General features: G+C 35.9%; 26 protein-coding genes. 11 read left to right on the top strand and 15 right to left on the bottom strand.

The annotated features are described in order from the left end of the window. The first annotated feature begins 27 nt into the window (after nt 1–27). The 7 genes from BM084_RS04020 to BM084_RS19090 all read left to right on the top strand — a co-directional run bounded on the left by BM084_RS04020 (nt 28) and on the right by BM084_RS19090 (nt 7,124). On the top strand, nt 28–1,530 hold the full coding sequence (locus BM084_RS04020) for a thymidine phosphorylase family protein (RefSeq protein ID WP_008616398.1): 1,503 nt from the start codon (nt 28–30) through the stop codon (nt 1,528–1,530). A 10-nt stretch (nt 1,531–1,540) separates the two neighbouring features. After that, on the top strand, nt 1,541–2,434 hold the full coding sequence (locus tag BM084_RS04015; protein WP_093302918.1) for a ribose-phosphate pyrophosphokinase: 894 nt from the start codon (nt 1,541–1,543) through the stop codon (nt 2,432–2,434). Further along, complete coding sequence (locus BM084_RS04010) at nt 2,431–3,075, top strand: hypothetical protein (RefSeq protein WP_093302916.1); 645 nt, start codon at nt 2,431–2,433, stop codon at nt 3,073–3,075. Before BM084_RS04015 ends, BM084_RS04010 begins: the two co-directional genes overlap by 4 nt. 6 nt (nt 3,076–3,081) lie before the next feature. Next, complete coding sequence (locus BM084_RS04005; RefSeq protein WP_008616393.1) at nt 3,082–3,375, top strand: hypothetical protein; 294 nt, start codon at nt 3,082–3,084, stop codon at nt 3,373–3,375. Between the two features lie 18 nt (nt 3,376–3,393). Further along, nucleotides 3,394–5,496, top strand: a complete 2,103-nt coding sequence (locus BM084_RS04000; protein ID WP_093302913.1) for a copper-translocating P-type ATPase — start codon at nt 3,394–3,396, stop codon at nt 5,494–5,496. Beyond that, entirely contained in the window at nt 5,497–6,750 is a 1,254-nt protein-coding gene (locus BM084_RS03995) for an MFS transporter (RefSeq protein WP_093302910.1), read from the top strand. 206 nt (nt 6,751–6,956) lie between these two features. Beyond that, nucleotides 6,957–7,124, top strand: a complete 168-nt coding sequence (locus BM084_RS19090; protein ID WP_177195651.1) for a hypothetical protein — start codon at nt 6,957–6,959, stop codon at nt 7,122–7,124. A 49-nt stretch (nt 7,125–7,173) separates the two neighbouring features. On the opposite strand, the gene BM084_RS03990 is transcribed toward BM084_RS19090, so the two are convergent. The 8 genes from BM084_RS03990 to BM084_RS03950 form a co-directional block, all read right to left on the bottom strand. After that, nucleotides 7,174–7,536, bottom strand: coding sequence for a nuclear transport factor 2 family protein (locus tag BM084_RS03990; RefSeq protein WP_093302908.1), 363 nt, complete (start codon nt 7,534–7,536; stop codon nt 7,174–7,176). 7 nt (nt 7,537–7,543) lie between these two features. Further along, a complete protein-coding gene (locus BM084_RS03985) occupies nt 7,544–8,404 on the bottom strand; it encodes a DUF4138 domain-containing protein (protein WP_093302906.1) in 861 nt (286 codons plus the stop codon). Nucleotides 8,405–8,409: 5 nt separating this feature from the next. Continuing rightward, nucleotides 8,410–9,357 (bottom strand): conjugative transposon protein TraM, encoded by a 948-nt coding sequence (gene traM, locus BM084_RS03980; RefSeq protein WP_093302904.1) that lies wholly within the window; start codon nt 9,355–9,357, stop codon nt 8,410–8,412. Next, a complete protein-coding gene (locus BM084_RS03975) occupies nt 9,347–9,961 on the bottom strand; it encodes a conjugal transfer protein TraK (RefSeq protein ID WP_093302901.1) in 615 nt (204 codons plus the stop codon). Before BM084_RS03975 ends, traM begins: the two co-directional genes overlap by 11 nt. Before the next feature lie 69 nt (nt 9,962–10,030). Beyond that, nucleotides 10,031–10,873 (bottom strand): hypothetical protein, encoded by an 843-nt coding sequence (locus BM084_RS03970; protein WP_093302899.1) that lies wholly within the window; start codon nt 10,871–10,873, stop codon nt 10,031–10,033. 2 nt (nt 10,874–10,875) lie between these two features. Continuing rightward, the gene (locus BM084_RS03965; protein WP_449415953.1) at nt 10,876–11,433 is read right to left on the bottom strand and encodes a conjugal transfer protein; all 558 of its coding nucleotides are present in this window, start codon (nt 11,431–11,433) and stop codon (nt 10,876–10,878) included. A gap of 28 nt (nt 11,434–11,461) precedes the next feature. Beyond that, nucleotides 11,462–13,864: a TraG family conjugative transposon ATPase gene (locus BM084_RS03960; protein ID WP_093302896.1), complete on the bottom strand. Its 2,403-nt coding sequence runs from the start codon at nt 13,862–13,864 to the stop codon at nt 11,462–11,464. Between the two features lie 270 nt (nt 13,865–14,134). Next, entirely contained in the window at nt 14,135–14,422 is a 288-nt protein-coding gene (locus BM084_RS03950; protein WP_093302891.1) for a hypothetical protein, read from the bottom strand. Between the two features lie 449 nt (nt 14,423–14,871). Here BM084_RS03950 and BM084_RS03945 point away from each other — a divergent pair, with 449 nt between their 5' ends. From BM084_RS03945 to BM084_RS03930, 4 genes are all read left to right on the top strand, one after another. Next, complete coding sequence (locus tag BM084_RS03945) at nt 14,872–15,666, top strand: cation efflux transmembrane domain-containing protein (protein ID WP_093302889.1); 795 nt, start codon at nt 14,872–14,874, stop codon at nt 15,664–15,666. Nucleotides 15,667–15,863: 197 nt separating this feature from the next. Further along, on the top strand, nt 15,864–16,340 hold the full coding sequence (locus BM084_RS03940) for a cupin domain-containing protein (RefSeq protein ID WP_093302886.1): 477 nt from the start codon (nt 15,864–15,866) through the stop codon (nt 16,338–16,340). A 208-nt stretch (nt 16,341–16,548) separates the two neighbouring features. Continuing rightward, nucleotides 16,549–17,016, top strand: coding sequence for a DUF1905 domain-containing protein (locus tag BM084_RS03935; RefSeq protein ID WP_075327793.1), 468 nt, complete (start codon nt 16,549–16,551; stop codon nt 17,014–17,016). Between the two features lie 187 nt (nt 17,017–17,203). Next, nucleotides 17,204–17,728: a GNAT family N-acetyltransferase gene (locus tag BM084_RS03930; RefSeq protein WP_093302883.1), complete on the top strand. Its 525-nt coding sequence runs from the start codon at nt 17,204–17,206 to the stop codon at nt 17,726–17,728. A gap of 68 nt (nt 17,729–17,796) precedes the next feature. Here the strand turns inward: BM084_RS03930 and BM084_RS03925 are convergent, their stop codons facing one another. From BM084_RS03925 to BM084_RS03895, 7 genes are all read right to left on the bottom strand, one after another. Next, nucleotides 17,797–18,993, bottom strand: a complete 1,197-nt coding sequence (locus tag BM084_RS03925; RefSeq protein WP_093302880.1) for an IS256 family transposase — start codon at nt 18,991–18,993, stop codon at nt 17,797–17,799. 194 nt (nt 18,994–19,187) lie between these two features. Then, nucleotides 19,188–20,315 carry an exonuclease/endonuclease/phosphatase family protein gene (locus BM084_RS03920; RefSeq protein WP_093302877.1) on the bottom strand — a complete coding sequence of 376 codons (1,128 nt, stop codon included), beginning with the start codon at nt 20,313–20,315 and terminating at the stop codon, nt 19,188–19,190. 267 nt (nt 20,316–20,582) lie between these two features. Next, nucleotides 20,583–21,239 (bottom strand): ATPase, encoded by a 657-nt coding sequence (locus tag BM084_RS03915; protein WP_093302874.1) that lies wholly within the window; start codon nt 21,237–21,239, stop codon nt 20,583–20,585. Further along, a complete protein-coding gene (locus BM084_RS03910) occupies nt 21,223–21,930 on the bottom strand; it encodes a hypothetical protein (protein ID WP_075327801.1) in 708 nt (235 codons plus the stop codon). Before BM084_RS03910 ends, BM084_RS03915 begins: the two co-directional genes overlap by 17 nt. A 2-nt stretch (nt 21,931–21,932) precedes the next feature. Beyond that, on the bottom strand, nt 21,933–22,211 hold the full coding sequence (locus tag BM084_RS03905) for a MerR family transcriptional regulator (protein ID WP_075327802.1): 279 nt from the start codon (nt 22,209–22,211) through the stop codon (nt 21,933–21,935). A 263-nt stretch (nt 22,212–22,474) separates the two neighbouring features. Then, the gene (locus tag BM084_RS03900) at nt 22,475–23,296 is read right to left on the bottom strand and encodes an RteC domain-containing protein (RefSeq protein ID WP_093302872.1); all 822 of its coding nucleotides are present in this window, start codon (nt 23,294–23,296) and stop codon (nt 22,475–22,477) included. 269 nt (nt 23,297–23,565) lie between these two features. Continuing rightward, nucleotides 23,566–25,725, bottom strand: coding sequence for a prolyl oligopeptidase family serine peptidase (locus BM084_RS03895; protein ID WP_093302869.1), 2,160 nt, complete (start codon nt 25,723–25,725; stop codon nt 23,566–23,568). Nucleotides 25,726–25,824: the final 99 nt, after the last annotated feature.

Raw genomic sequence — 25,824 nt, 5'->3', positions numbered from 1 at the left:
TCGAAAAATCACAACAACCAATAAAATATGGACACACACTCAAACATATTAAAATATAAACATCTCGGAATCTATACCCAAAACGAAAATGTAGTGTATATGCGCGAAGATTGCCACGTCTGTATTTCAGAAGGGTTTGAGGCACTTACCCGAATAAGAATATCCAATGCAAATACATCAATCGTAGCAAGTCTTAATGTCCTGAATTCTGATATTCTGTTGCCTAATGAAATCGGACTATCAGATGCTGCTGCGAAAAAACTCAATGTTTCCCCAAACGATACATTATATGTTTCCCATTTAGAGCCTATTGAATCCTTAAGCCACGTCAGGGCAAAAATCTATAACAAAAAACTGGATTATAAGGCCTATAACAACATCATAACCGATATCGTGGAAGGCGATTATTCCAACATCCACCTTTCGGCATTTATTACTGCCTGTGCTGGCGACCGAATGGATATTGATGAAATATCCGACCTAACGAAAGCAATGATTGCTTCCGGAAAGCAACTGAACTGGAACAAGGATATCGTGGTCGACAAACATTGTATTGGCGGATTGCCTGGCAATAGGACAACACCATTGGTAGTTGCCATTGTTGCCGCGTATGGGCTTACTATGCCAAAAACATCCTCACGGGCAATCACTTCGCCAGCAGGCACAGCAGATACAATGGAAGTACTGACCAATGTTACGCTCTCTTCCGAGGAAATAAAGACCGTAGTAGAAAAAGAAGGCGGATGTTTTGTTTGGGGCGGTACAGCGCAGTTAAGTCCTGCCGATGATGTGCTCATTAAAATTGAAAAAGCCTTGGATATTGATAGCGAAGGTCAGCTCATCGCTTCAGTACTCTCTAAAAAGGCAGCAGCTGGTTCTACTCACGTGGTCATTGATATTCCCGTGGGAGAAACCGCCAAGGTTCGCAGTACCGAAATGGCAGAAAAACTAAAAAATCATATGGAAACCGTTGGAACTGCTGTTGGGTTGAATGTAAAAGTTGTAGTTACGGATGGCACGCAGCCTGTTGGAAGGGGTATCGGTCCAACTTTAGAAGCCATAGATATATTAAAAGTTTTGAAAAATGAGGAAGATGCACCTAAAGACTTAACAGAAAGAGCATTGCTTTTAGCTACTGAACTATTAGAACTTTCTGGAAAAGTAGAAAAAGGAAAGGGACAGGAAACCGCACATAAAATTCTCAAATCTGGAAAAGCATATGAAAAATTCGTAGCCATTTGTAAGGCGCAAGGTCAATTTTCAAAACCAGTTTTAGCACCTTATAAAATTGAAATTAAAGCTGAAAAGTCAGGCGTTTTGCAACGAATTGATAACCGTAAAATTGCAAAACTGGCCAAGCTTTCTGGAGCACCACAATCTAAATCGGCAGGGATTCTTCTAAATGTGCATTTGGGAGAACAAATCGAAGAGAACCAACTGCTTTATACCATATATGCTGAATCCAAAGGTGAACTTAATTATGCCTTGGAATATGAAAACAACCATAACGACATCATAACTATAAATTAAAGAACATACTATGAAAACAATATTATTCAGTCTTCCCGGAAATGAAGAACTCACAGAACTAATGGCTACAAAAATGGATGCTGAAGTGGGTCAAGCCACATTAAGGAAATTCCCTGACGGGGAATCATACACGCGCATATTGTCTGATGTTAAAGATAAATGTGTGGTACTGGTATGCACCTTGCACGAACCGGACGAAAAACTGTTGTCACTATATTTTTTAAGCCACACAGCCAAATCATTAGGAGCTATGTGTACCTGTTTGGTAGCACCCTATTTGGCGTATATGCGGCAGGACAAAGTATTTAATGAAGGAGAAGGAGTGACTTCCGGTTTCTTCGGAAAATTGATTTCTGGTTTCGCCGATAGCATTACCACAGTTGACCCTCACTTGCACAGAATTAGTTCGTTGGGAGAAGTGTATCAAATTCCAAATAAAGTGATTCAAGCTGCCGACGCAATTTCAGAATGGATTAAAGAAAATATCGAAAACCCGGTACTTATCGGACCTGATTCTGAAAGTGAACAATGGGTATCAGAAGTCGCCAAAAATGCAGGAGCACCATTTACGGTATTACAAAAGGTGCGTCACGGTGACCGTGATGTAGAAGTCTCTGTTCCCGATGTGGATATATATAAAGATGCTACACCCATTTTGGTAGATGATATTATTTCCACAGCCCGAACAATGATTGAAACCGTACAACATCTTAAAAAAGCAGGAATGAAACCACCTATTTGTGTAGGCATTCACGCCGTTTTTTCAGGAAACGCCTATCAAGATTTATTGGATTCCGGAGTAGAAAAAATAGTGACTTGTAATACCATCCCACACTCTTCAAATGGAATAGATTTAAGTGATATTATGGCAAAAGAGGTAAAAAAATTAATGCACCATATATGAGAAAACAAGGCTTTATAGTACTAATCACTTTATTCAGCATCACAATGACTGGACAAACTGAAATGCTCATTGGGCAGATTTCAGGCAGAGTTGTTATTCGGGAAAACTTTGATGAAAATGGTTCTTTTTTAAATAAACAAACTTTCAAAGCCAGTGAAACAATAAAGAAAAATGGATTCTATGAAATTGAGGTAGTTACGGAATTGTTTGATAAAGACAAAAAATTGACCGATAAATACACCACAACCTATCGTTGCAAGCCTGATGAAGCAAGTGTAGTGGTAATGGCTTTCCCGTTTTCCAATCCAAAATCAAAGAAAACAGAAATCAACACCACTTCAAAGAAATTTAAAGAACTATACAATTTGGATAATCTGAAAAATATTGAATTGGAAATGAGTTTTGACTCGGGCTTGTTGAATTTTTTCGGTTCAAAAAGCATCATAAAAATTTACGATCGAAAATTAGAAGCTGGCAAAAACACTATTAAATCAAAAATAAATATTAAGGCCTATGCCTGGGGTATTCGCATCAAGCAATTCAATTATACTGTTATTGAAAAATTAAATGAAAAAGGATTATTGACTTTTCAGAAATTTTCAGAAGCAGATAACAGCTATTTTACAATAAACTATAAATAAAGACAGATGAAAAATTACGATACACTTTCTGAAGCCATAAACGATTTACAGGGAAATGGCTATACATATGATTTTAACCTAAAACCAGAATGTTTGGAGTGTGCCTCACTAAAAATTGAAATACACCCAGAAGATTTTAATGTTGACGAGATGCATCGTTTTGAGGGTATGAGCAGTACCGACGATAATAGTGTGCTTTATGCTATTTCATCAAAAAATGGGATTAAAGGACTTTTGGTAGATGCCTATGGCGTCTATGCCGAAAACATTTCGGAAGCTATGAGAAAAAAATTACGATAACACTTAAACAAGACAATAATGGAAAATCACGAACACCACAATCACGAAGAAATGGACCATTCTAAAATGGACCATTCGAAGATGAAACACAAAAAAGAAGACCATTCTAAAATGAACCACAAAGGTGGGGACCATTCGGGTCACAATCCCGGTCACGGCGAGATGGGCCACGACCATCATAAAATGATGATTGCCGATTTTAGAAAACGGTTTTGGGTAACCCTTGTACTTACTATTCCCATACTGTTCTTCTCGCCGATGATTCAGGACTTTTTTGGATATGAGTTTTTGCTTCCCGGAAATCCATATATCCTTTTTGCACTTTCCACAATCGTATATTTCTATGGTGGTTGGCCATTTTTAAAAGGATTCTGGTCTGAAATCAAAAAAGGTGCGCCAGGAATGATGACCTTGATTTCTATGGCAATTTCTGTAGCTTATTTTTATAGCACCGCGACCGTATTTGGCTTAAGAGGCGAAGACTTTTTCTGGGAGCTATCAACACTTATAGCCATAATGTTGCTTGGTCATTGGATAGAAATGAAAAGTGTGTTAGGTGCGTCAAAAGCTTTACAGTTACTGGTAAGTATGATGCCTGCGGAAGCGCACAGGGTAAAAGGCGACATCATAGAAGACATCCCTCTTGAAGATTTACTAAAGGATGATGTGATTTTGGTTAAACCAGGTGAAAAAGTTCCTGCTGATGGGATTATAGTAGACGGTTCAAGTTACCTGAACGAATCTATGCTTACAGGCGAATCCAAACCTGTAAAAAAAGATGAAAACGATAAGGTTATTGGTGGTTCGGTAAATGGTAACAGTACCTTAAAAGTAAAGGTTGAGCATACTGGAAAAGATAGCTATCTCAACAAGGTCATCAAAATGGTCGAAGAAGCGCAAAAAACCAAATCCAAGATGCAAAATCTTTCAGACAGGGCTGCAAAATGGTTAACCTATATCGCTTTGGCTATTGGTTTTGGAACATTGGCGGTATGGCTGATTTTAGGCTTTCCATTTGTCTATGCTTTAGAAAGAATGGTTACCGTTATGGTCATTGCTTGTCCACACGCATTGGGTCTTGCCATTCCCCTTGTGGTTGCGATTTCTACGGCAGTATCTGCTCAAAATGGATTGCTTATCCGAAATAGAACTGCTTTTGAAGAGTCAAGAAAAATTTCAGCTTTGCTTTTTGATAAAACAGGAACACTAACCAAAGGTGATTTTGGTGTCACTCGAATCGAATCTGTTAAAGAAGCTTATTCAACAGAGGAAATTTTAAGACTTTCAAGTGCATTGGAACAAAGCTCAGAACACCCCATTGCAGTTGGTATTATTAAAAGAGTTAAAGAAGATAACATTACTATTCCAAAACCTGAAAACTTTAATGCAATTACAGGAAAAGGTGTAGAGGCAAATGTAGATGGTAAACAAGTGAAGGTGGTCAGCCCTGGTTATTTAAGGGATGAAAAAATCACTATTCCTGAAGATGCTTATAGTGACGCTGCTGAAACTGTTGTATTTGTATTAATAGATGGCCAGCTAGCAGGATACATTGCTCTTGCTGATGAAATAAGACCTGAATCTGCCGATGCCATCAAAATTTTCAAAAAGAATAATATAAAAGTTTTAATGGCTACCGGTGATAATGAAAGAACTGCCAAAGCTGTTAGCGATAAACTCGGCTTGGATGGATACTACGCCGAAGTTTTGCCACATCAAAAAGTTGAAATTGTAGAAGATTTACAGAACAAAGGCGATTTTGTAGCGATGACGGGTGATGGTGTAAATGATGCGCCCGCACTTGCCAAAGCTGATGTGGGAATTGCAGTTGGTTCAGGTACTGACGTTGCCGCCGAAACAGCAGATATCATTCTGGTCAACAGTAACCCACAGGATATTGCCAACTTAATTCTCTTTGGAAAAGCCACCTACAATAAAATGATTCAGAATTTGATTTGGGCTACAGGATATAATGTAGTGGCTATTCCTTTAGCAGCCGGTGTATTATATTCTTCAGGCTTTGTTTTAGGACCAGCTGTAGGAGCGGTATTTATGAGTTTAAGTACGATTATAGTGGCTATTAATGCGCAATTACTGAAGCGAAAAATCGGTAAAAAATAAATGAACCAAAAAGAAAAACTCAACAGGATATCTTTAATCCTGTTGAGTTTATTTGTAGTGATGTTGGGCTATGGTATTTTATTGCCAACCCTTCCTTACTATACCGAAAGATTAGCTTTAGGAGATAACCTAGATACTGATTCGATTAACTTTCATATTGGTTTATTAACGAGTATCTACCCCTTCTTTCAGCTTCTTTTCGTTATACTTTGGGGGAGGTTATCCGATAAATACGGGCGTAAGCCCATTATCATTGTTGGGCTAATCGGCTTTGTAATTATGCAATTACTTACCGGTCTTGCTACATCATTGACGATGCTCTATATAGCTAGAATCTTCGGAGGTATTTTTACATCAGCTGTAATTCCCGTTAGTAATGCATATCTTAGTGATATCACTTCTATAAAGCACAGGACCAAGGTTATGGCCTGGTCTGGGGTAGCGATAAGTTCAGGGGTTATTTTTGGCCCTGTTTTAGGTAGCCTTCTATCCCAAACCAATCTACATTTCAAGTATTCCTTGGGAATATTACATTTGGATCGCTTTTCAATCCCCTTTCTCCTGGTTGCTCTTTTGGGTTTTGTTATATTGAGCATACTCATAAAATGGCTTGGGAACACAACACCTATAAGTCGGTTTGTTTCAGAAGCACAAAAATTGAGCTTTAGCTTTAGTAGGTTCTTTACTGTCCTATTACTGCTTTCTTTTGTAATGCAATTCGTAATTACCCTCTTCGAAACGGTTTTTTCAATTTACGGAAAAAATGAGTTGTTATTTTCTAGTAATCAAATAGGCATTGGCTTTATGCTTTGTGGAGTGGTAATGGCCGTATTACAGCCAGTATTTGCAACCTATGGGGAAAAACTATTAACGGCAAAGCAGCAAATTGCAGCCGGGTTGTTTATTTCAGGAATTTCAATGATTGCATTCCCATTTTTTAATAATGAATTTGCCGTCTATTTATTAATCATCATATTCGCCGCAGGAGGTGCTATGGTGACCCCAAACCTACTTTCAGCTGTTTCCCAACTTTCAAAAGAAAATGCGGGCAGCAATATTTCTATCCAAACATCGGCAAATAGTGTGGGACAAATTTTAGGTCCGGTTATAGGGACTTGGCTTATTACAGGTGGGTTTTATTTTCCCTTTATTATTGCCGGCATCATTATATTGACCGCCATTGGATTACTTTATTTTTATAAAAGCTTTAATAGTAAAACAACTAAAATAGGACAAGACAACAAAGTATCCTAAGAAAAGCAATAATCTTGTTTCTGAAAAATAATATTTAAATTTTTATTATCTATAGCTCTGTATTTACTGAAATAGGAAAACAATTAGAAAAAGGAACACCTCCGACTATAAAGCAAATCTATTACGCTTCTTGTTCGTACAGCCAAAATGATTTAAAAAGAAATGAAAGAACTCAATTATCTGAGGATGCTCCGATAGATGAAATTATGATGAGAAAGATGGTTGAGTGGAATACAAAGGCAAAGATTCTTTCAGATAAAGAACAGGAGTATTTGGTAAATTTCGCCTATGGTTTAAAAAAGATTAATGAATTTCACGAGAATAATTTGAAGAGACATTTAAAAAAAATGCAGGAGTCAGGATTCGAATTATAGAAAAAAGAATTATGCTTAAGTGAATCTCTGAGATATTATAAGTAAAATCTCAAAATGGCCCCTTCTCTCTCAATCCCCTTTCCGTAACTTTCCATTGCCCATTTTCCTTTACTAGCTTAAAGGTTTCGGGCTGTTCTTCGTAGGCTGTGGTAAATTTTACCCAGGCAATATCTCCATCTTCTAATTCTTGCACGATTTTAAAATTAGAATTTTCAGTTTTTGAAGCTGTGAACATATCCTGGATATTCATAAAGGCCTGAAAGCTTTCTTTTGTGGTATATTCTTTCAAGGTTGGAAGATTCTTTTCATAAAAACTTTCCACCACTATTTGAGCGGTTTCGGTGTGAGATTTTTCTGCTTCGGCACAAGCCATAAAAATGACAAAAACTGCAAGGGATAATATTTTTTTCATCGTATTCTTAATTAGGATTATTAACAAATCGCTTTTTTATTTTAAGTTTTATATCTCTTTCGCCTTGTTGCTCTTTTAGGTCAATTACTACAATTTTATCTTCAGCAATGGAGAATTTGGGTAGAACGTATACAAATCGATTGGTCTTTTTCTGAGGAATTATCTCCGGTACCAGATGTTTATATACTGGAGAAACAGGCAATTTCTGGATTGACTTCTTCCTTCCCTGTTTCCTTGTTTCCACAGAAACATTCAAAAAAGCAGGTTCATAATCTATGGGAGAATTATTATTAATTTCCAGCACAAAATACAATTCCGAATTATGGTACACTATATTTTGAACTTTTAACTCCACTCCATCTTTCCGCTTTCTAAGCTTGCCAATTGTTTGTTTACTTCTTAATAAATGTGAACTAAAATCCTGGTAATAGGTTTCTTTATCTGCTAATTCTTTTTCAGCTTTAGCGTCTGAAAACAATGCCTGGTCTTCTATGAGTTTTTCAGAAAGCTCTGGAATCTCATTCCCGATTTTACCGGTTTCTGCTATAAAATAATTTAGCTTTTCCAGCTCTTCGGAGTACTTCACAATATACGAAAAAATTGAACCGGTTGTACTGATAACCAGCAAATTACTCACCTCTCCCGGAATAGCCTGCAGCAATCCCAGGTATTGTTCTTTTTCCCTGTTATAGGTGAAAACAAAGTCCTCTGAACCTGTTATCCCCTGCCGAATTGGTTCCGGGAAAATCAGGGCAACATTCATTCTATCGTTGGCATAGATGGTATCTAAATCTATGGTGTTTTCCTGGGCCATTCCCTTTACGAAAGCGGCCATTACGAATACGAGAATCAAGATCTGCTTTTTCATAATTTCTATTGATTTGAGTTTCTTTTTAAAATGAGTTTGTAATTATTGGTGACCTGCACCTTAATATTCCTGTTGTTTCGCTGAAATAATTGCTTTAGCCCTCCTACCTCTGGCACCCCTGCAACATTTATATCCTGGATAATATCACCTATCACTTCCTTACTGGCATCGGCACGAATATTATTTTCAACATAAATCCCTTCACTACCATCCTGAAGATCATAAGCTTTTAACTTTACGGGATAATGCGCTATGTTTTCAATTTCTATCAAAGCCCTGTTCGGTTGAAAACTGATGAATCCATAAACAGGGGTGTTTGCTGGAAACTGGATATTATTGATCATAGCACTATCTTTCAATCTCATCTTTAACCGGTAACCGGCCTGAACAACCTGGTCTCCATCTACTTCTACCAAAATATCAGTAGCGGAATTATTAGCAATTGGTTTCTTAATTTCAATTTCTACTTCAGGAGCAGTGGCATAAAACAATTGATGCGCTAGCCCCATTTCCTGTGGTTTTGGAGAAGCTTGCGACGCATCTGGAACCTCCTGAATATCCGCTTCAAATTGTGGTTCCCATTCTTCTTCATTAAATTCATTTTCAAAGCCATAATCTTCATAGTTAATAGGGTTGTGTTCATAAATGCTATCTAAGATTCTTCCCTTTTCCCGTTGCGGAAAATCAGGATCATAATACCCCATAGAATCCAGGTATTTTTCATCATAAATGCTTGGGGTTGTAGTTTCCCTTACTTCCTTTAAAGCATTTACCGCATCCAGCTTAGATTTAAAATCTTCCTGCTCCTGCTGGAGTTCGGGCACAAGGGTGTTTTTTAGTTCAGATGGTTCTTCACTATCTCCGCCAAAAACCAATACACTATAGGCCACTATAAATATTACAATGGTGGCTAGTACAGCGCCAAAAACAATTTTTTTCTTATCAATTTTCATCGTTTAGTTTTTTTAAGGTGTTTTCAAAATAATTGGTGATCAATAACCCGTGGGTATTGTTAGGAAAGTTCCGGTCTACGTTTATTAAGTTTCCCGATGAAATGAGTTCATACCGGTCCACTATTTTTCCACGGTTAATTTCAAAGACCGTCCTGGTCTTAAAAGTGTATGGCTCCATTTCAATATTTACTTCCGATTCTATGCTTATTACTTTCTGCACCAATGAGTACTGTAACAGCCTGTTATAAACTCCATCAGCCTTCTTTTGCCGGTAAACATTGTCTACAGAACTGTTACCAAGCCAAAGGGCTTTTTCAAGGTTACGTTCATAGTTAGTAGCATCGATATTGTAGAAATAGGTATGAAAGAGATCCAAATGGGAAAGAGCTTCTACCTCTAGGTTTTCTTTTTGTGTCACCCACTTTAGCGGTATTACACTCCCGTCTGTATTTATTGCAAAAGCATTATTCAAAGCAGAACGATGAATATCAAAAACCATCCATCCAAAATATAGGCTGGAAATTACTGCCCCACATACGGCAGTGAGGACTATAAATCGGTTTATTTTTAAAACCGAATAAATACTTCTATATGGTGTTTTCATTTTTTTTAATTTTTGGTGTGATACTAATTCAAAATTAATTATGATGGTAGCCGATGATTAATTTTTCTCCTATCCTGTAAAAAGTCTTATTGTGAAGGAAGTGGCGCGGGTGTAGAGTTTAAACTTCAGAAATACAATAAATGCGATAGATCCTGCCTCAACTATAATCCGAATAATATTATTGTCAGTAGATGTACCAAGAAGATTAGACCAGAAGTTGGTATTGATCTCTGCGTATAAATTGTTAACGAAAACATTCACCAGAAAAAAAGCCGGCACCAGCATATAAATTGCGGCATACAACCTAAAGAAATTATAAGCCATCCCCCTGAACTTTTCAAATACTGCAAGGCTAATCACCAGGGGAAAGAAAGCCTGCATAATTCCTAAGAGGAAAAAGCGTTCTGCCAGGAATAGTGGGTAGATAAATAAATCTATCACCCATAAAAACAGGCCTACCACAAAGGAAATCACTTTTACCGGGTAAAGTGGTGTCACCAAAGCTTCATAAAGCAAAGCCATTGCTTTTTTAGCTACTTCAAGCGCACCAACTTCCTGTTCAATATCTATGTCTTGTAATTGAAGTGGAATTAGCGCTGGGGCGGTATCTGCATACTCAGTTTCAATACTTACCAGGATTCCATCGAAAACACTTAAGATTTGTGTGGAGAAAATAACGAGAAGTACTATAGCAAAATTCTTTGCCAGCTCTCCGGGGCTCAAGCCCCAGGTATATCCATCATTATCCGCAATCCCTTCATTGTATTTCTTCAGAATGTTTACCAGGAAAAACATCACTGCTAGTGACTTCATTCCTGCAATTGTATATTGGGAAAAGTCACTGCTTTTAATTGTTTGGAAAACCGCATCTACATACTCCAAACCTATTCCTAAAAATATGCCCCCTGTCATCTTTAGTAATTTATAGTCCTGTTATTGATCTTATCCTGCATCTCCCGGAAGGAAATGATGTCGTTATAGCGTTTGGTTTTTAGCGTGATCTCTGCAACCATTTCTTTAGATTGTAGTTCTCTTTCCCTTAGTACTTGCGCCCTCTCTGCATCACTCATTTTAAAATAGTCACTGGTAAGGATCTTATCTATAAAGTCAAGATCTTCCAGGGAGTTTTCCATAATGGTATTAAAAGAATCAGAGATTCGAGCGATTTCCTCAGGCTTTATATAGGGTGAGTTCAGAATGTTTCGAAGGTCATCACGCACCGTTTCAAAAAGGATCTGATTATTCCGAGTCAGTTCCCTTACCGCCTTCAGCTGCCTTACCACATTATTTACCTTTTCGATATTCTCTTTTTGTGTTTTGAGAAATTCTACTGTTTTCAGTAGCTGCGTTGTCTGCTTTGCCGATTCAATTAAGGATTTGGCGAGGCTGATAAAATTAGTGTTGTCATACACCGGCATCCCCTGGCTCATAGCTGGAGTGTGCACAGTTAAAACTAAAAAGCCCATCAGCATTAGTGTTGTAATCTGCTTTTTCATGATTTTATATTTTAGAGGTGAATTCCTGAATTGCTTTTTCCATATTTCCATGCTTTTCATAGAGCTGCATAATGAGATCGTTCTCTGCACCGTCAGTGAGATATGCCGCGTAAACTTCTTTGGGGACTTCCAGCCGAAAGACATTGCTCTCTTTACCGATCTTGATAAAAATCTCGGTGTACTTTCTTTCCCCTATAAAGTTGTTTTTAATTGATTTTAGCTGATTTAAATCGTGACTGGAGAGGTTTAATCTCTTTTGAAGCTCCTCGTATCCTTTTTCATTGCGAAGGCTGTAGATCACCTGTGTGTTCTCCAGAATGCTTGCAGAAGTCGAGTTATTGGGGAGCTGATTAATGGACTGAAGAACTATTCCAATAGCACCATTCTGTTTTCTTATGGCCTGGTAATAAAACTCCACACTCTCCAGTACATTTTCAAATTTTAGTTGCTTGGCAAACTCATCAAATAAAATAATCCCCTTCTCTGCCCGGTTCTTCCAGATGGTTCTTTGGATGGCAGATTTGATAAGCTTAAGCATTACCGAAAGGATCTCTTTATTATCCTTCACTTCATCCAATTCAAATACTATTAAGCGCTTATCTTCAATCTTATAGGTTTGGTCTTCTCCAACTTCAAATAGAAAACTGTAGATTCCATCTTCCACATATTCAGACATTATGTGAAGGAAATTATTAATGTTGAAGTAATCCGGGTGAATCTTTAGGTCATCCAGGAGATCAATCCTATGCCGCTCGATATATTGATAGAAGCTTTGCAACGAATATTTGCCATTATAATGTATATAATAATCAAGCAGGATCTTTTTAATGGAAACAGACTGGGCTTTGGTAACCTTCATATCTGAAGCAAATAATTCAAAAAGAAACTCAGACAGGTCCTCAAGGCGATCGGCCGTTAGGTCATCAGGGCTGCTTATGTAGAAAGGATTAATTCCGAGGCTCTTTCCGTTCTCATATCTCAGGATGGTGTAATCATTAGGATAAAGCTTTGCGAACTTGGTATAAGATCCCCCAAGATCAATGATCACTAGGCGAACTCCACTTTCATAGTATTGACGAAGTATATTGTTGGCCAGAAAAGATTTACCTTCTCCTGTAGGGGCGAAGATGGCAAAATTCCTGGCCTTTATTCTTTTCTTGCTTTCATCCCAAACATCTTTTAAAACTGGGATATTATATTCCCTGTCATTAAAAATTATTCCTTTAGCATCTGATTTATAATTACTGTTATTAATAAACAGGCACAGCGCGTGTTTTAGATCGGTTACATAAAGATCCTCATTAGAGAAATTTGAAGAAAAGCAGAAGTAGCTATTCAGAAAATAATTCTTGCGCTCCTCCCCTTTTGGATAATAAGGAACAATGTCCAGGAGTTTAAATTCAGTTTTTATCCTGGCATTAATCGAAGAAAGATTAGTTCGGTCTTTATCCCAATAAATCACATTTAAATGCCCACGGATAATTCTGGAGGTATCATCATTATTTATTTGGTCCAGAATATGCTGGATTTTCTTAAGGACCACTTTATTCTGTGAACCAAAATTTGAGCTCTTATTTAGTTCTTCTACTTTCGCATCCAGTAGTTTTCTCCATTTTTGGCGATCATCCAGATATATGACCTGGTTTACAATATGGTTTTCTTTTAAGTTAAGTCCGAGTCCATCTATAAAACCCTGATGGAATACGAAATCATCTGAAGTAAACTTATCGTTGGTTTTACTACTCTGAATACTTTCACCAAAGCACAATTCACTGTTTACCGCCAGCACGTCAAAATGATTGTCACCAATACTGATGTTATTTTTATCCAGTAAAATATTGGTATCAAATCCTTCCTGCAAACCATTAAAATATTTAGTGGAGAGTCTATTAATTTCGTTCTCAGTAAGAGGAATAAGCTCCAGCTTTCGGCTATTGTTTAAGAAAGAAACCGCATCATTTACCGAATTCTGAAATCTCTTTAAGTTATCATCCAGGTCTCCAGGAACATTCCTGCTAACCTTTTTAAAGGGATTTACATATTTTGGATGATTGAAAGATTTGTTCTTTGTATGAATAAAGAAGAGATAACTACGATGTTCTAAATGTTCCCTGCCTTTGAAATAATAATGGGTAGCTTTTTCCAAAAATGTATGGGTTGGTAATTTCTCTGCCGAATAGATTCTTTTTAAATAAACATCCTGTTTATGAACTACTGTTCCCGTGGGTAGCGATTTTAGTGATTGAAACCAGGCACTATGAAATTCTTCAAAATCATTTTCAGATAAACTATAGATCTCTGGAAGTAGCACTTCAAAGGCCAATATTACATTTCCATTGGCAGCAAAAACCATATTTCCACGTATATCGGCAATGGGTGGTGGTGATGAAAGATTAATCTTGCTCATAATGAAAGTTGCTTAATCGTTTAGAAGAAATAGTTTCTGGAAAGACTCTTGAAAACTGGAAGACCTGCGGATTACTGGTTAGCCTTGTCAAGCCGATATACAGCGTACAATTGAAAATAAACACGCTAATTACCGCTCCGAGACTGAAAGAAAATATGATTACCAGCAGTGATCCTACCACGGCTGTCATCATAAGGGCAAAGAGCGAAACCGGCAATCCCCAGATCATCGCTCTTTTCCTAATGTTTCGGTATACTTCGAAACTTTTCATTACACTACTATTCCAATGAGGTAGGTAAATATTCCTACAACCGCTCCTGCAATAAGCGTAAAGACAAGCACCCGGGTAATTCCTTTTTTAAGATCTGCATTCTCACCAAAGAAGTGACCCGCATTAAAGAGGAACCCCACGAGAAAAATAACACCGAGAATGATGGGGAAAATAGCTCGAATAGTATCGGCTATGTCTGCAACTGAATTTTCAATGCCGCCAATTTGTGCAAAGAGCGGATAAGAAAACAGTGTCAAAAGGACTGATGAGTAAATTGTTTTTTTCATAATGTTCGTTTTTTGATCTGCCAATGCAGAATTGATTGATGATGACCACTTGATGTTTAATTTTTGAGAAATTTATTATGAAAGGGAAAGCCTGGAACAAACTGCCTAAACTTTAACGCGAGTTGACGGATAATGCGATAAGATTCTTAGAAAATAGAGGGATTCTTTGAATTTTGTTTAATGGGAAGGATGATCTGGTAAGCTCATAAAAGACCACCAAGAGACCAAATTAGGTCTCTTAAAATTAATTGAAGTTTCTTCCAGATGATTTGAAACCTATTTTTATCCGGGAAAGATTTGTGATAAATAGGTATATTGTGCGTGATATAACAAGTTGTAGCCAATGCGGACATTGAGCATTCAGGTTAAAAATCAAATTTCTAAACAAGAAAGTTCTCAAGTATAAATTCATAATTTATCTTGCAAAAGCTAGATAAATTTAAACCTCAATGAATAAGTCAATTTTCGAAATTTCAAAAATTGATTGTCCTTCAGAAGAAAATCTGATAAGGATGAAATTAGATGAAATCTCTAGTATTAAAAATCTTGATTTCGATATTCCGAATAGAAAATTAACAGTATTTCACGAAGGTGAAATTCAATCTATAGAAGAATCATTAAACGGACTAAAATTAGGAACTAAAAAAATTAAGACGGAACAAACCGACCAAACTGAATTCAAAGAAAATTCTCAACAAAAGAAATTACTTTGGTCTGTACTAGTAATAAATTTTGCATTTTTTATAATAGAAATGACAACTGGCTTAATCTCAAAATCTATGGGGTTAGTTGCAGATAGTTTAGATATGCTAGCAGATTCTTTTGTTTATGGAATTAGTCTTTTTGCTGTAGGAGGTTCAATCGTAAAAAAGAAAAAAATTGCCAATTTAGCTGGTTATTTCCAAATTTTATTAGCGCTAATTGGATTTGCAGAAGTTCTAAGAAGGTTTTTTGGAAATGAAAAACTTCCTGATTTTTCAACAATGATAATTGTTTCAATTTTAGCATCAATTGCAAATGGAATTTGTTTATACCTGCTTCAAAAATCTAAAAGTAAAAAGGAAGCTCATATGAAAGCGAGTATGATTTTCACCTCAAATGATATAATAATAAATGTAGGTGTTATAATTGCTGCTTTACTAGTCAATTGGTTAAATTCAAGTAAACCAGATTTAATTATTGGAACAATCGTATTCATTCTCGTAATTCAAGGTGCTATAAGAATTTTAAAAATTGGTAGGTAGCCGCACTGGCAACAACATCGGTTAATCGCCAATAAGCGGCAGCGTTAGAAAGAAAATAAGTATCTTGACCCACAAACTAGGTCTAAGCCGACCAGTCCGCGTCCCTACTCCCGTTACTTGTCCAAAATTGTAACCGTTGTACGAATGCATTCAGGCATGTAAGAACAATAAGAAGAATAAAATTTTAAAAGTAAATTATGAAAAATTCAATTTTCACACTGATATTTTTAGCCCCCTTATTTCTATTTTCACAAAGTTCTGATTATAATGTTTCTTCATATCAAACCGAGGGTACAAAAGCACGAAATACTCATTACATTGGAGAAGCTTGGTTAAATCCAATAATTCACGACGACTCTGAATTAGGTTATAACATAACAAAAGCAACTTTTAAAGCTAACTCAACATTAGATTGGCATAAGCATAGTTCAGTGCAAGTTTTAGTTATTGTAGATGGCGATGCATATTATCAAGAAAGAGGAAAAAAACCTATAATTTTAAAAGAAGGTGATGTAATTAGGTGCGAGAAAAATACAGAACATTGGCACTCATCTACAAAAGATAGTGATGTTACATATTTAGCATTCTATAGTGGAGAAAAACCAACAGAATGGACAGAAGTCTTGACCCAAGAATATTATGACAAGGTTTTTGAATTGCTAAATAAGAACTGATTATCCCCAACAAATATTATAAGTACAGAAGGCATAGATAATGCCAGCATAAAACAGCGTTCATCTCAAGTTACGGACATTGTAGGAAAAGCTTAATTTTAGGAACCAGGAAAGAAAAAAACTAATCCGACAAGTCCGTGTCCATACTTCCGCAAATTATGATAACCCAACCGTTACCTTCAATTTCAGAAAAAATATAAATTACAGAATGAAAAAAATTGTCGATAAACAAAAGCTTGAATTGATCTATAAAAGCGGAAACGGAGCTTGGACATACCATATTGTCATACCAAATACAGCCGATATAGATGGAACTTGGGGTTCGCTAAAAGTTTCTGGTTTACTTGATGATTACGAGTTGAAAGAAATGAATTTGGCACCACGGAAAGAAGAAGATAAAATGATTTCAATAAACGAAGAAATAAGAAAAGCAATAGGCAAATCTGGTGGAGACACAGTTACCGTTACCCTGTATCTTCATACACATGATAGAATTAATAAAAAATCTGAAATTTTCAAATGTTTTGAAGATGCAAGTGTAAAGGATTCGTTCAAATCATTAAATAAAGATGAACAAAAAGAAATTATGGATGATATCATTTCGAAAACTACAGAAGCCAAACAAATTGAGCAAATAAACCACTATATCAACATTTTACTTAATAAGAATAACTAGGCCGTGGAATAAATACTGCTGCCAACAAAATTCATCACAAATTTACAAGAGTGTTTTTAAAATTTAATTAAACTCACGAAAAATTTGGGTGTAAGCCTACAACGCCGGAGTAACAACTCTACCACATGGTGATGGGTCCTGTGTTATAAAACAAGTATTTTTGAGAAAATTTATAGTAAGAAGAAAAATGAAAAATATTGAAATTGACAAGGTTACTCTTAAAAATACAGATCAACTGCGGGCTATAGGAATAAAAACATTTGAAGATACATTTGGTACTCAAAACTCTTCAGCTTTTATGGCAGAATATTTAAAAAAAAGTTTCTCCAAAGAAAAAGTAAGTGGTGAAATATCTGATAAAAATTCAGAAATTTATTTTGCTAAAATTAATAAAAAAATTGTTGGATATCTTAAAGTAAATTTTGATCAATCACAAACAGAATTAAAAGATCGGAATGCTTTAGAAATTGAACGCATCTACGTATTAAAAGAATTTTTAGGTAAAAAGATTGGTCAAGCACTTTATAAAAAAGCAATTGATATCGCTAATCAGAAAAACCTTCATTATGTTTGGTTAGGGGTTTGGGAAGAAAATCAAAGAGCAATTCGATTTTATGAAAAAAACGGATTTCTAAAATTCGATGAACATATTTTTAATTTAGGTGGAGACAAACAAACTGATATTCTTATGAAAAAAGACTTAATTAAGTAATTTTTGATTATGGAAGCAGACACTATCCCGCAAAGTGTGTAAAGTTAAAATAACAGGGGTTGGACTTTTTAAAGTCTGACCCTTTTTTTATAGATCGTAAGGAACTGATTTAAGATAATGCCCCAGTTCCTAATGGGCATTGACCACTTTTTAGTGGCTTCCCTTGTAGCCAAATATACCGATTTCATCACTGCCTCATCGGTAGGGAAAGACAATTTATTTTTAGTGTACTTCCTGATTTTACCATTGAGGTTCTCGATAAGGTTGGTGGTATAAATGATCTTTCTTATTTCCAGGGGAAACTCAAAGAATACGGTAAGGTCTTCCCAGTTGTCCCTCCAGCTCTTAATGGCATAAGAATATTTACTTTCCCATAGCCCTGCAAAATCATCCAGGGCAGCTTTGGCAGCTTGCTGGTTAGGTGCATTGTAGATATGCTTCATATCTGCTGTAAAGGCTTTTTTATCCTTCCATACCACATACCTGCAGGCGTTGCGTATTTGATGCACTACGCAGATTTGGGTTTTGGACTCAGGGAATACGTTCCTGATGGTATCGGTAAACCCGTTTAGGTTATCAGTAGCCGTGATGAGGATATCTTCGGTTCCCCTGGATTTTATATCGGTAAGGACACTCATCCAAAAAGCTGCAGATTCATTTTTACCCAACCAAAGTCCCAATACTTCTTTCTTTCCATCTCTGCGAAGCCCAACTGCTATGTATATTGTCTTGTTGATCACCTTGGAGTTCTCCCGTACCTTGAATACGATCCCATCCATCCAAACAATAAGATATACGGGTTCGAGTGGTCGGTTCTGCCAGGCCACGATATCCTCGGTGACCTTCTCGGTAATCCTGGAGATGGTAGAAGTGGAAACTTCAAAATTATAAACTTCCCTGATCTGTTCTTCGATATCGCTATTACTCATTCCTTTGGCATAGAGCGATACGATGACATTTTCAATACCATCAACCATATTGCCCCGTTTGGGGACAATCATCGGATTAAAGGAAGCATTTCGGTCTCGGGGGACCTGGATCTGGGATTCCCCGAAAGAGGTACGAACCTTTTTTTGACCAAAACCATTGCGGGTATTGGGATTATCGGACTTTTGGCTCTTGTCATACCCTAAATGACCATCCAATTCGCCTTCCAGCATTTTTTCAATGCCACGTTTCTGCAGTTGTTTTAAAAAGCCATTGAGCTCATCTCCACTTTTGAACTGCTTTAAAAATTCATCGTTAAATAAATCCTCTTTTTTCATACTGTGTAAAATTTAAAATTAGACAAAAAAATAACAGGGGTCGTGACCCCTGTTATTTTTCTATTTACACAGTTTATGAGATAGTCCTTGGAAGCAGCTAATCGACTAGGCCACTCCACCATTAGCTAATTCGGAGTACAGCTCTCAAACCACCATACGTACTGATCTTGTAAATGGCGGTTCGAAAACAATCCCTACCAACTCAAATCCACCCAAATTGCAGGATGCTCACTGGCCGAGTGAGCTTTACAATTTATACCTGGATATACCGTCCACATAGGCCGTTTATCAGGCCAGATGCCTTTTCGGTTTAGTCCGCTATTTTTAACTTTATCAAAAAGTTCGGGGGATAAAAGTAGGTAATCTTTTTGCTTAATATTAACTCCCAACCGGTAAGCTCCAAGACTGTAATAGCCAGCATCTTTTCCTTTGTCGTAATCCACATTAAAGGATGGATGTTTGGTGACTTCCTTTAAATTGGCTCTTTGCAGTAAGGGAGCAAGGGAATTACAATATGAAACGGTATTGAGCGTACCCATTACTGCAATATGCTTTTTATCCTCTGCATATAATTTATGATATACTTCAGCAATTTTTTCGGTCTGTACTTTTCTTATAGTATCTGAATGTTCTTTATATATTGTTTGCTCTTGTAAATGGGTAGCTAGGATCCAAATTGTATTTCCATTTGCGGTAAGTATTTTATATTCCACAAGATCTTTACAAAAAAGAGTATTTTTATTGATATTTAAATCATAAATATGGTTTCTCACCGATTCAATTTTAAAACCATTTCGGGAAAGAATGCCAATTTCCTGGCCTCGCATATCATTTCCCTGCACTACAAAACTTTGTTCAAACGGGTTGCAACCAAACCGGGGTAGAAACTCATTATTAAATTCATCAAGTGAGGCACGGTCTTCAATCTCCTGGAGAACCAAAATATCAGGATTCACATCTGCGATTACCCTAGCTTTATTTTCTACTGCCTTAGGATCAATTGGAAAATTCTGAAGTGCTATCCAGCCGTTCCAATTTGTCAATTCAGAAGCTTTTAATTCCTTTGAGTAATTCTTTCCCTTTAAAAAAAGAAAGCTGGCTTTCCGCCTTAAAACAGCATATGGTAGTTGATTACATTTATCAATACCGACTAAACAAGCTAATTCCCTTATCCGATCATTATCTTGAATTGACTTAAAAGGCTTTTCCAATAGTTGATCTACCTCCATTTCCCATTCCTTTTTGTTTTTATTGAATGGCTTTTCCAAAAAACTTCTGTCCCGATGGAATAAATTCTGAATATTAAATGTGGCTATCTTCATTTTCCAAATACTTTGTTATTTAGAAAAATATAATTAAATCACTTGAATTCCACCAGGTTACATCATTTTGTGAATAAAATTAAATTTGTACTTATTTGAGCTATTTTGATCTCAAATGAGATAAAATTTTATGAAATTCTCGAATTGCGTTGTTTATAAGTTTTAGGGCAGATGGAAAGTTGAAGGTTAAAAACGTCAGATTTGTGATTTTGAAGTTGTAAAATTGAGTATTTGAATACTTAGGCAAAAGTAAAATTAAGATTTTTTCTATTTCCTCTTATCAATAGTTTTTTCATCAAATGAGATCAGGTTAAAAAGTTCGCGCATTCTACTCCTAACCCTCGAGCCATAGCGTTCTTCAAGTTCACCGGCATTTAAATTTGTTGTAGCGTGGGTTCTAACTTTATGATTCAAAAACAATTCATAACGGGAAAGGAGAATTTCGCCCATAACATTGCAATCTTTTCCGTAAAACCTGCCTTCTGGCTCAACCCCTAGATCATCAAAACATAGATAGCTGCTGTTCCCATAATCCTCAATTGTTTTATAGCCAAGATGATGAAAGGCAAAAGCGATATTTCTGCAGGGAATTACCTGATATTCTTTTTGGTGCGGTACCAGGTAGCGTAATAATTTTAGAAAACTTGTTTTTCCACAACCTACCGGACCTGTTAATAAAATTCCTTTGGCAGGATCGAGTTCAAATTTTTGACATTTTTCCTTATCTGCGATGATGTAATTGCAAAGCTTGAAAAGTAATTTTTCATCTTTTTTATACAGGTGAAAATCTTTACCAAAAAGGATTTTTCCTTTTATTTGCAGGTATTCGAGCATAAGAGGAAAATCATACAAAACTTCTTTTCCCTTAAATCTCCCGATCTTGTACACCACGCCGCCTTCAATTATTTCACAAGGGTTCTCCATAGTTTTTATTTTTTTTTATTTTTAAATGATCTGGATTTTTTGATTTTATATTCTGCTGGATCTCCTCGGCTTTTTTGATCCAACGCTTAGCTAAAGCCTGCCAGTTTACAACCTGAGTATTTCTATTAATTTTCCAACCAACAGCCTCATAGTGGAGATAGAACTTAGAAGCTTCATTATCTGGCCAACCATTCTTTTTAAAAAAATTCAAAACTTCTAATTCACTTTTTGGCCAATAAGTTTTATTCTGTTTAATATGTTTAATATTGTTTATTTCATATACCGGAGCTATTTCGCTACTCTTTCCGGACTCTTCTGCAACCTGTTCTAAAAAAGTCTCAAACTTATCCAGGTCATTTACACTACAAATTGAATGCTCATATTCTGCTTGTTCATCACTAGTCCAAAAAATGGATATCTTAACCTGGCTACCTTTTAAGGGGTTTTTAGAAGGCATATACAAAATGTAATTCCAATCACTTAGTTCTCTAATGCATTTATGGTAGGTTGAAAGTGAACCAACCTTTGAAGCTTCCATAATTTCCTGCCTTTGTATATAGAATTGCTTACAGAACCTAAATACGTTCCAATAATGGAATAAAGCATAATAAATACTCACGTGTGAAGGATTGAGCCGGCTATCCTCATTGAAGCGATAAAAAATCGCGGTAAGGTGTTTTATGTAATTCATAATTAATCACTATTATCTACCCTAAATTCATCCATAACTCGTTGTATATCTTCCCATTCATAGAAAATCGTACCTCCTATTTTTGTGTAAGGCAGATTCCCGTTAATTCGTATATTCTGTAAAGTTCCCCAACTAATATTAAGTAGTTTTCTCACTTCTCCTGATTTCACGTACCTTTTATGTTTTCCTTTAGACTGCTCATTAAAAAGTCTTTTAAGCTCATCGAATAACTCCAGCTTAAAAATCATTAGATCATCAGTAGTAATTATTTCTTTTGCCATTTTTAAAAAGTTTTAGTTTAAAATCCCACCGATGGTTATACTTTTTTACACGGCGGGATTTTGTTGATTTGACTTCTAGGCAAATTTGAGTAGCTTTAGGAAATTAATTTCACTATGTCTACCGGACTACGAGATAATTTAACACTTCCTGTAAATAGTAATATTTGGGAGCTTTACCGCGGAAAATAAATGGCAATAAATTAAAAAAGTAACTAAATATTGACAGAAAAATAGTTTTCGGAGTTACGTTCACCTACCGAAAATTATAGCTCATTTTCATGGTTCATTTTTTGTTCAAAATTCCAGGTGATTTCGTCCAAAAATTTGGTGATTCTACCTTTCCTACCCTTAATTTCAGAAAGCTTCTTATAGCAATTGCCTAACTTTTGTTTAAAAATCACTTCAAAAAGGGAAACGATATCAATAATATTTGCAGAACCATTATTAATAGCTCCTGAGAAATGTAATGCATAAATGAGCTCGATAAGGTCCACTTTGGAGGCCGTCCAATGTAGATCGTGTTTATTGATATATTCAATTTGTGGGTGATCTAATAATTCCATTTGTCTCTGTAGAAACGGAAGCAGTCTTTTGTAGGCTCTTAAATAAGCTAAAAGAATATCGTGAGAAGTATTGAATTCAGGATCCCAATATAGCGAAGTATCATAGTGTGCCACTTCATTTTGAAATTTCCGGGTAAAATAAAATTTATCCATACTGGTTTGTTCCAGATCAATATATAGCTGAAATTTCCTGTTACGTTGAAAAAACTTATTAATCTTTTTAATCTTCCTGGATAAATATTTCCTTTTGTATTTAACCGATGAAGTTGATTCAAGTTCAATCGTTCGAAGGCTTGTATAGTAAATAAGCTGACTAAGAGGAATTTGCTTTTCCTCCTTAAAAAACTTAATTTCATCAGAAGATGAATTAAATTTGAAGTTTCTAATATTCTTTCGGTAGTTTTCAAGAACTTCTCGGCAGTATTTTATAACCCTATTGAATGCATTTAGTCTAGAGGGTGAAGATTCCTCTATTTTTGAAATTTCTTTCAAAAGTTCTTCCGATGTTATTAGAAAATTCACCTCTTATGTTATAAACCATTCATTAAATTTCAGGCAAAAGAGGTTAGGATAAAAATTGGAAGGATTTCGGTTTATAAATCAAAATACTACATTTATAAACCAATATTATTAAGAAGTGCTTGCTGAATTATTCCTTTTATTAATAAATAAGTTCATTTATAAATGAATATAAATTTTTAAGCTATCGAACATAGCGAACGAAAATATTTGGAAGATGGGAAAGTGTGAAGCCAGATTGATCATGGCTATTAAAAGGATTGGGGAGTTGCTTAGTGATACTGTCTCATGTTACTCCTGGCAAAACTAAAAATTTTACTATAAAGCATCACGGTCTCATCGTTACCCTGGCCTTCGTGACCATAGCGGTAATCAATATCCATTAAAATGGGTGTTTCTTCCCCTGAAATGCTTTGTAATTTAGCTATATACTTACCGCTATCCCACAAAGGAATTCGGTCATCTTGAGATGCTGGCAGTATTAAAGTCGGTGGATATTTATTCTCCGAATTCAGATTGAAGTAGGGATCCATTTTAACCAGGCCTGCAAACTCCAGGCTGTCCTTTACAGTTCCATATTCCAAATAACTTGTACTACTGGCCGTAGCAGATGATTCCAGACCTAAAGGATTTAATCTAGGCACTTCAGCTATGTATGAAGAAAAAAGATCTGGCCGTTCATTTACGGCCATACCTGCAGTAATTCCACCTGCACTGTATGTATATAGAGAAATTAATCCTCTTTTGGTAAAACCTTTATCGATTAGTGCTTCAGTACAAGAAATAAGATCTCTCCAGGAATTATATTTTAGCGCCTTTTGTCCCTGAATATGCCATTCTTTTCCCTTTTCTCCACCTCCTCTTACATGAGGAAAGGCAAGAATACCTCCCTGGGTTGCCCAGTCCAAAAAAATAGGATAGAAAAAGGGACTCAAGCTTTCTCCATATGCACCATATACATAAATAAATACCTCATTCTCCAAATTTAGCAAATTGGGGTCATAAATTAAAGATAATGGCACCTCTACCCCATCATGACCTTTAATCATAATTTGCTCTACAATAAGATTTTCAAATTCAGGATAGAAGGTTTCTGTTTTCAATCCTTCTTTCTGTAAATTTTTATCATCTGCAATAATGAACCTGGTATAGTTTGATATCCATCCATCTAATTCTATTCCAATAAAATTAGTTTTTACTGATCCCCCAAAAAATGTGACATACCCCGGTACAAAAGGTGTTTTTAATTTGATTATATTCTTTTTCTTATCAATTTTCCAGAGACTAACTTCAACACCTAACTTAGATTTTGAATAATATATATGATCCTTAGTAACATCAAATTGGATGATTGGATTTTCTTTAGTTCCTTCTGCAAGTACCTCTGGATTTTTAAAATTGGGGGAATGGAATTGAATACGGCTTATTTGATTTCCGGTGGTATTTCCCTGCCTGAAAATAAATTCCTCACCCCTAACTTCTCCCTCAGTGGTATACACTTTCTGCTCTATCTTAAACAAAGGAGTCCAATTTGCATTTCCTGATACTATATCTGAAACTTTAGCAATATATGCGTCATAGTAATCACTGGAATTAGCAGAATATCCAATAATATATTTATCCTGACTGGAACCAATTTTTACTTTTGGATAAAAATCTGCAGGGATATTAACTGTGTTACTATTCCCAAAAACTTTCATCTTTTTTGCATGTATATTCCCTAATTTATGAAGAACAGAATAAGAATTCTTTTTGTAGTCCGGTTTATTTTGATCTACTACTGGAAAATAGAGATAAATAAAACCCGAGCTATCAGGTAACCATTCAATTCCCCCAAACGATGGATTAATATTGGTGATCACTTCACTATAAAACTTCTTGTTTTTTACATCAAATATTCTAACTCGAGATGAAAAATTTTCATCGGATGGATATCCAATGGCAATTTTATCTCCATCGAATGAGGGTTCTAGATAGGTCACCTCTGTTATATCATCATAATTTCCAGGATCAAAAAGTTCTACGTCATCTGCTGAGAGATTTTTTCTAAAATATAATTTATGTGTACCAGATATATGATCATATTTTATGTAAAAATAGTTTCCTTCTTCATTCACTTTAATCATACTGATTGTTCCGTTCTCACGATTCTGATATTCTTCAAATTTTTCCTGATAATCTTGCAAAAGATCATTTTTAGAAAAATACTCTTCCGCTAAAGAGTCCTGGGCTTTTAACCATTGGTCTATTTTTGGGTCTTCGAGATTATTCAAGTTGGAATAGTCATCTGAAAGTGAAAAACCAAATTCATTTATGATCCTCACTTGCTTAGAAAGAGATGGGTAATAAGAATGAGTAAAGTTCTGTTGACCAAAAGAAATGGTTAATGATAATAAGCTCAAACATAGGATTAGGAGGTGATCTTTTTTCATTACTCTAAATTTTGAAAAGCCCGGAACAGTCCGGGCTCATTTTAATTAAAACAGATAGTTTCTACTTCCCCGGCTTAGGCCGTCTCACCTTGTCGCGAT

It is taken from the genome of Salegentibacter agarivorans, from assembly GCF_900113135.1.
Classification (GTDB): domain Bacteria; phylum Bacteroidota; class Bacteroidia; order Flavobacteriales; family Flavobacteriaceae; genus Salegentibacter; species Salegentibacter agarivorans.
The sequence above is the reverse complement of the archived record's forward strand: the minus strand, read 5'-3'. Positions and strand labels throughout refer to the sequence as shown.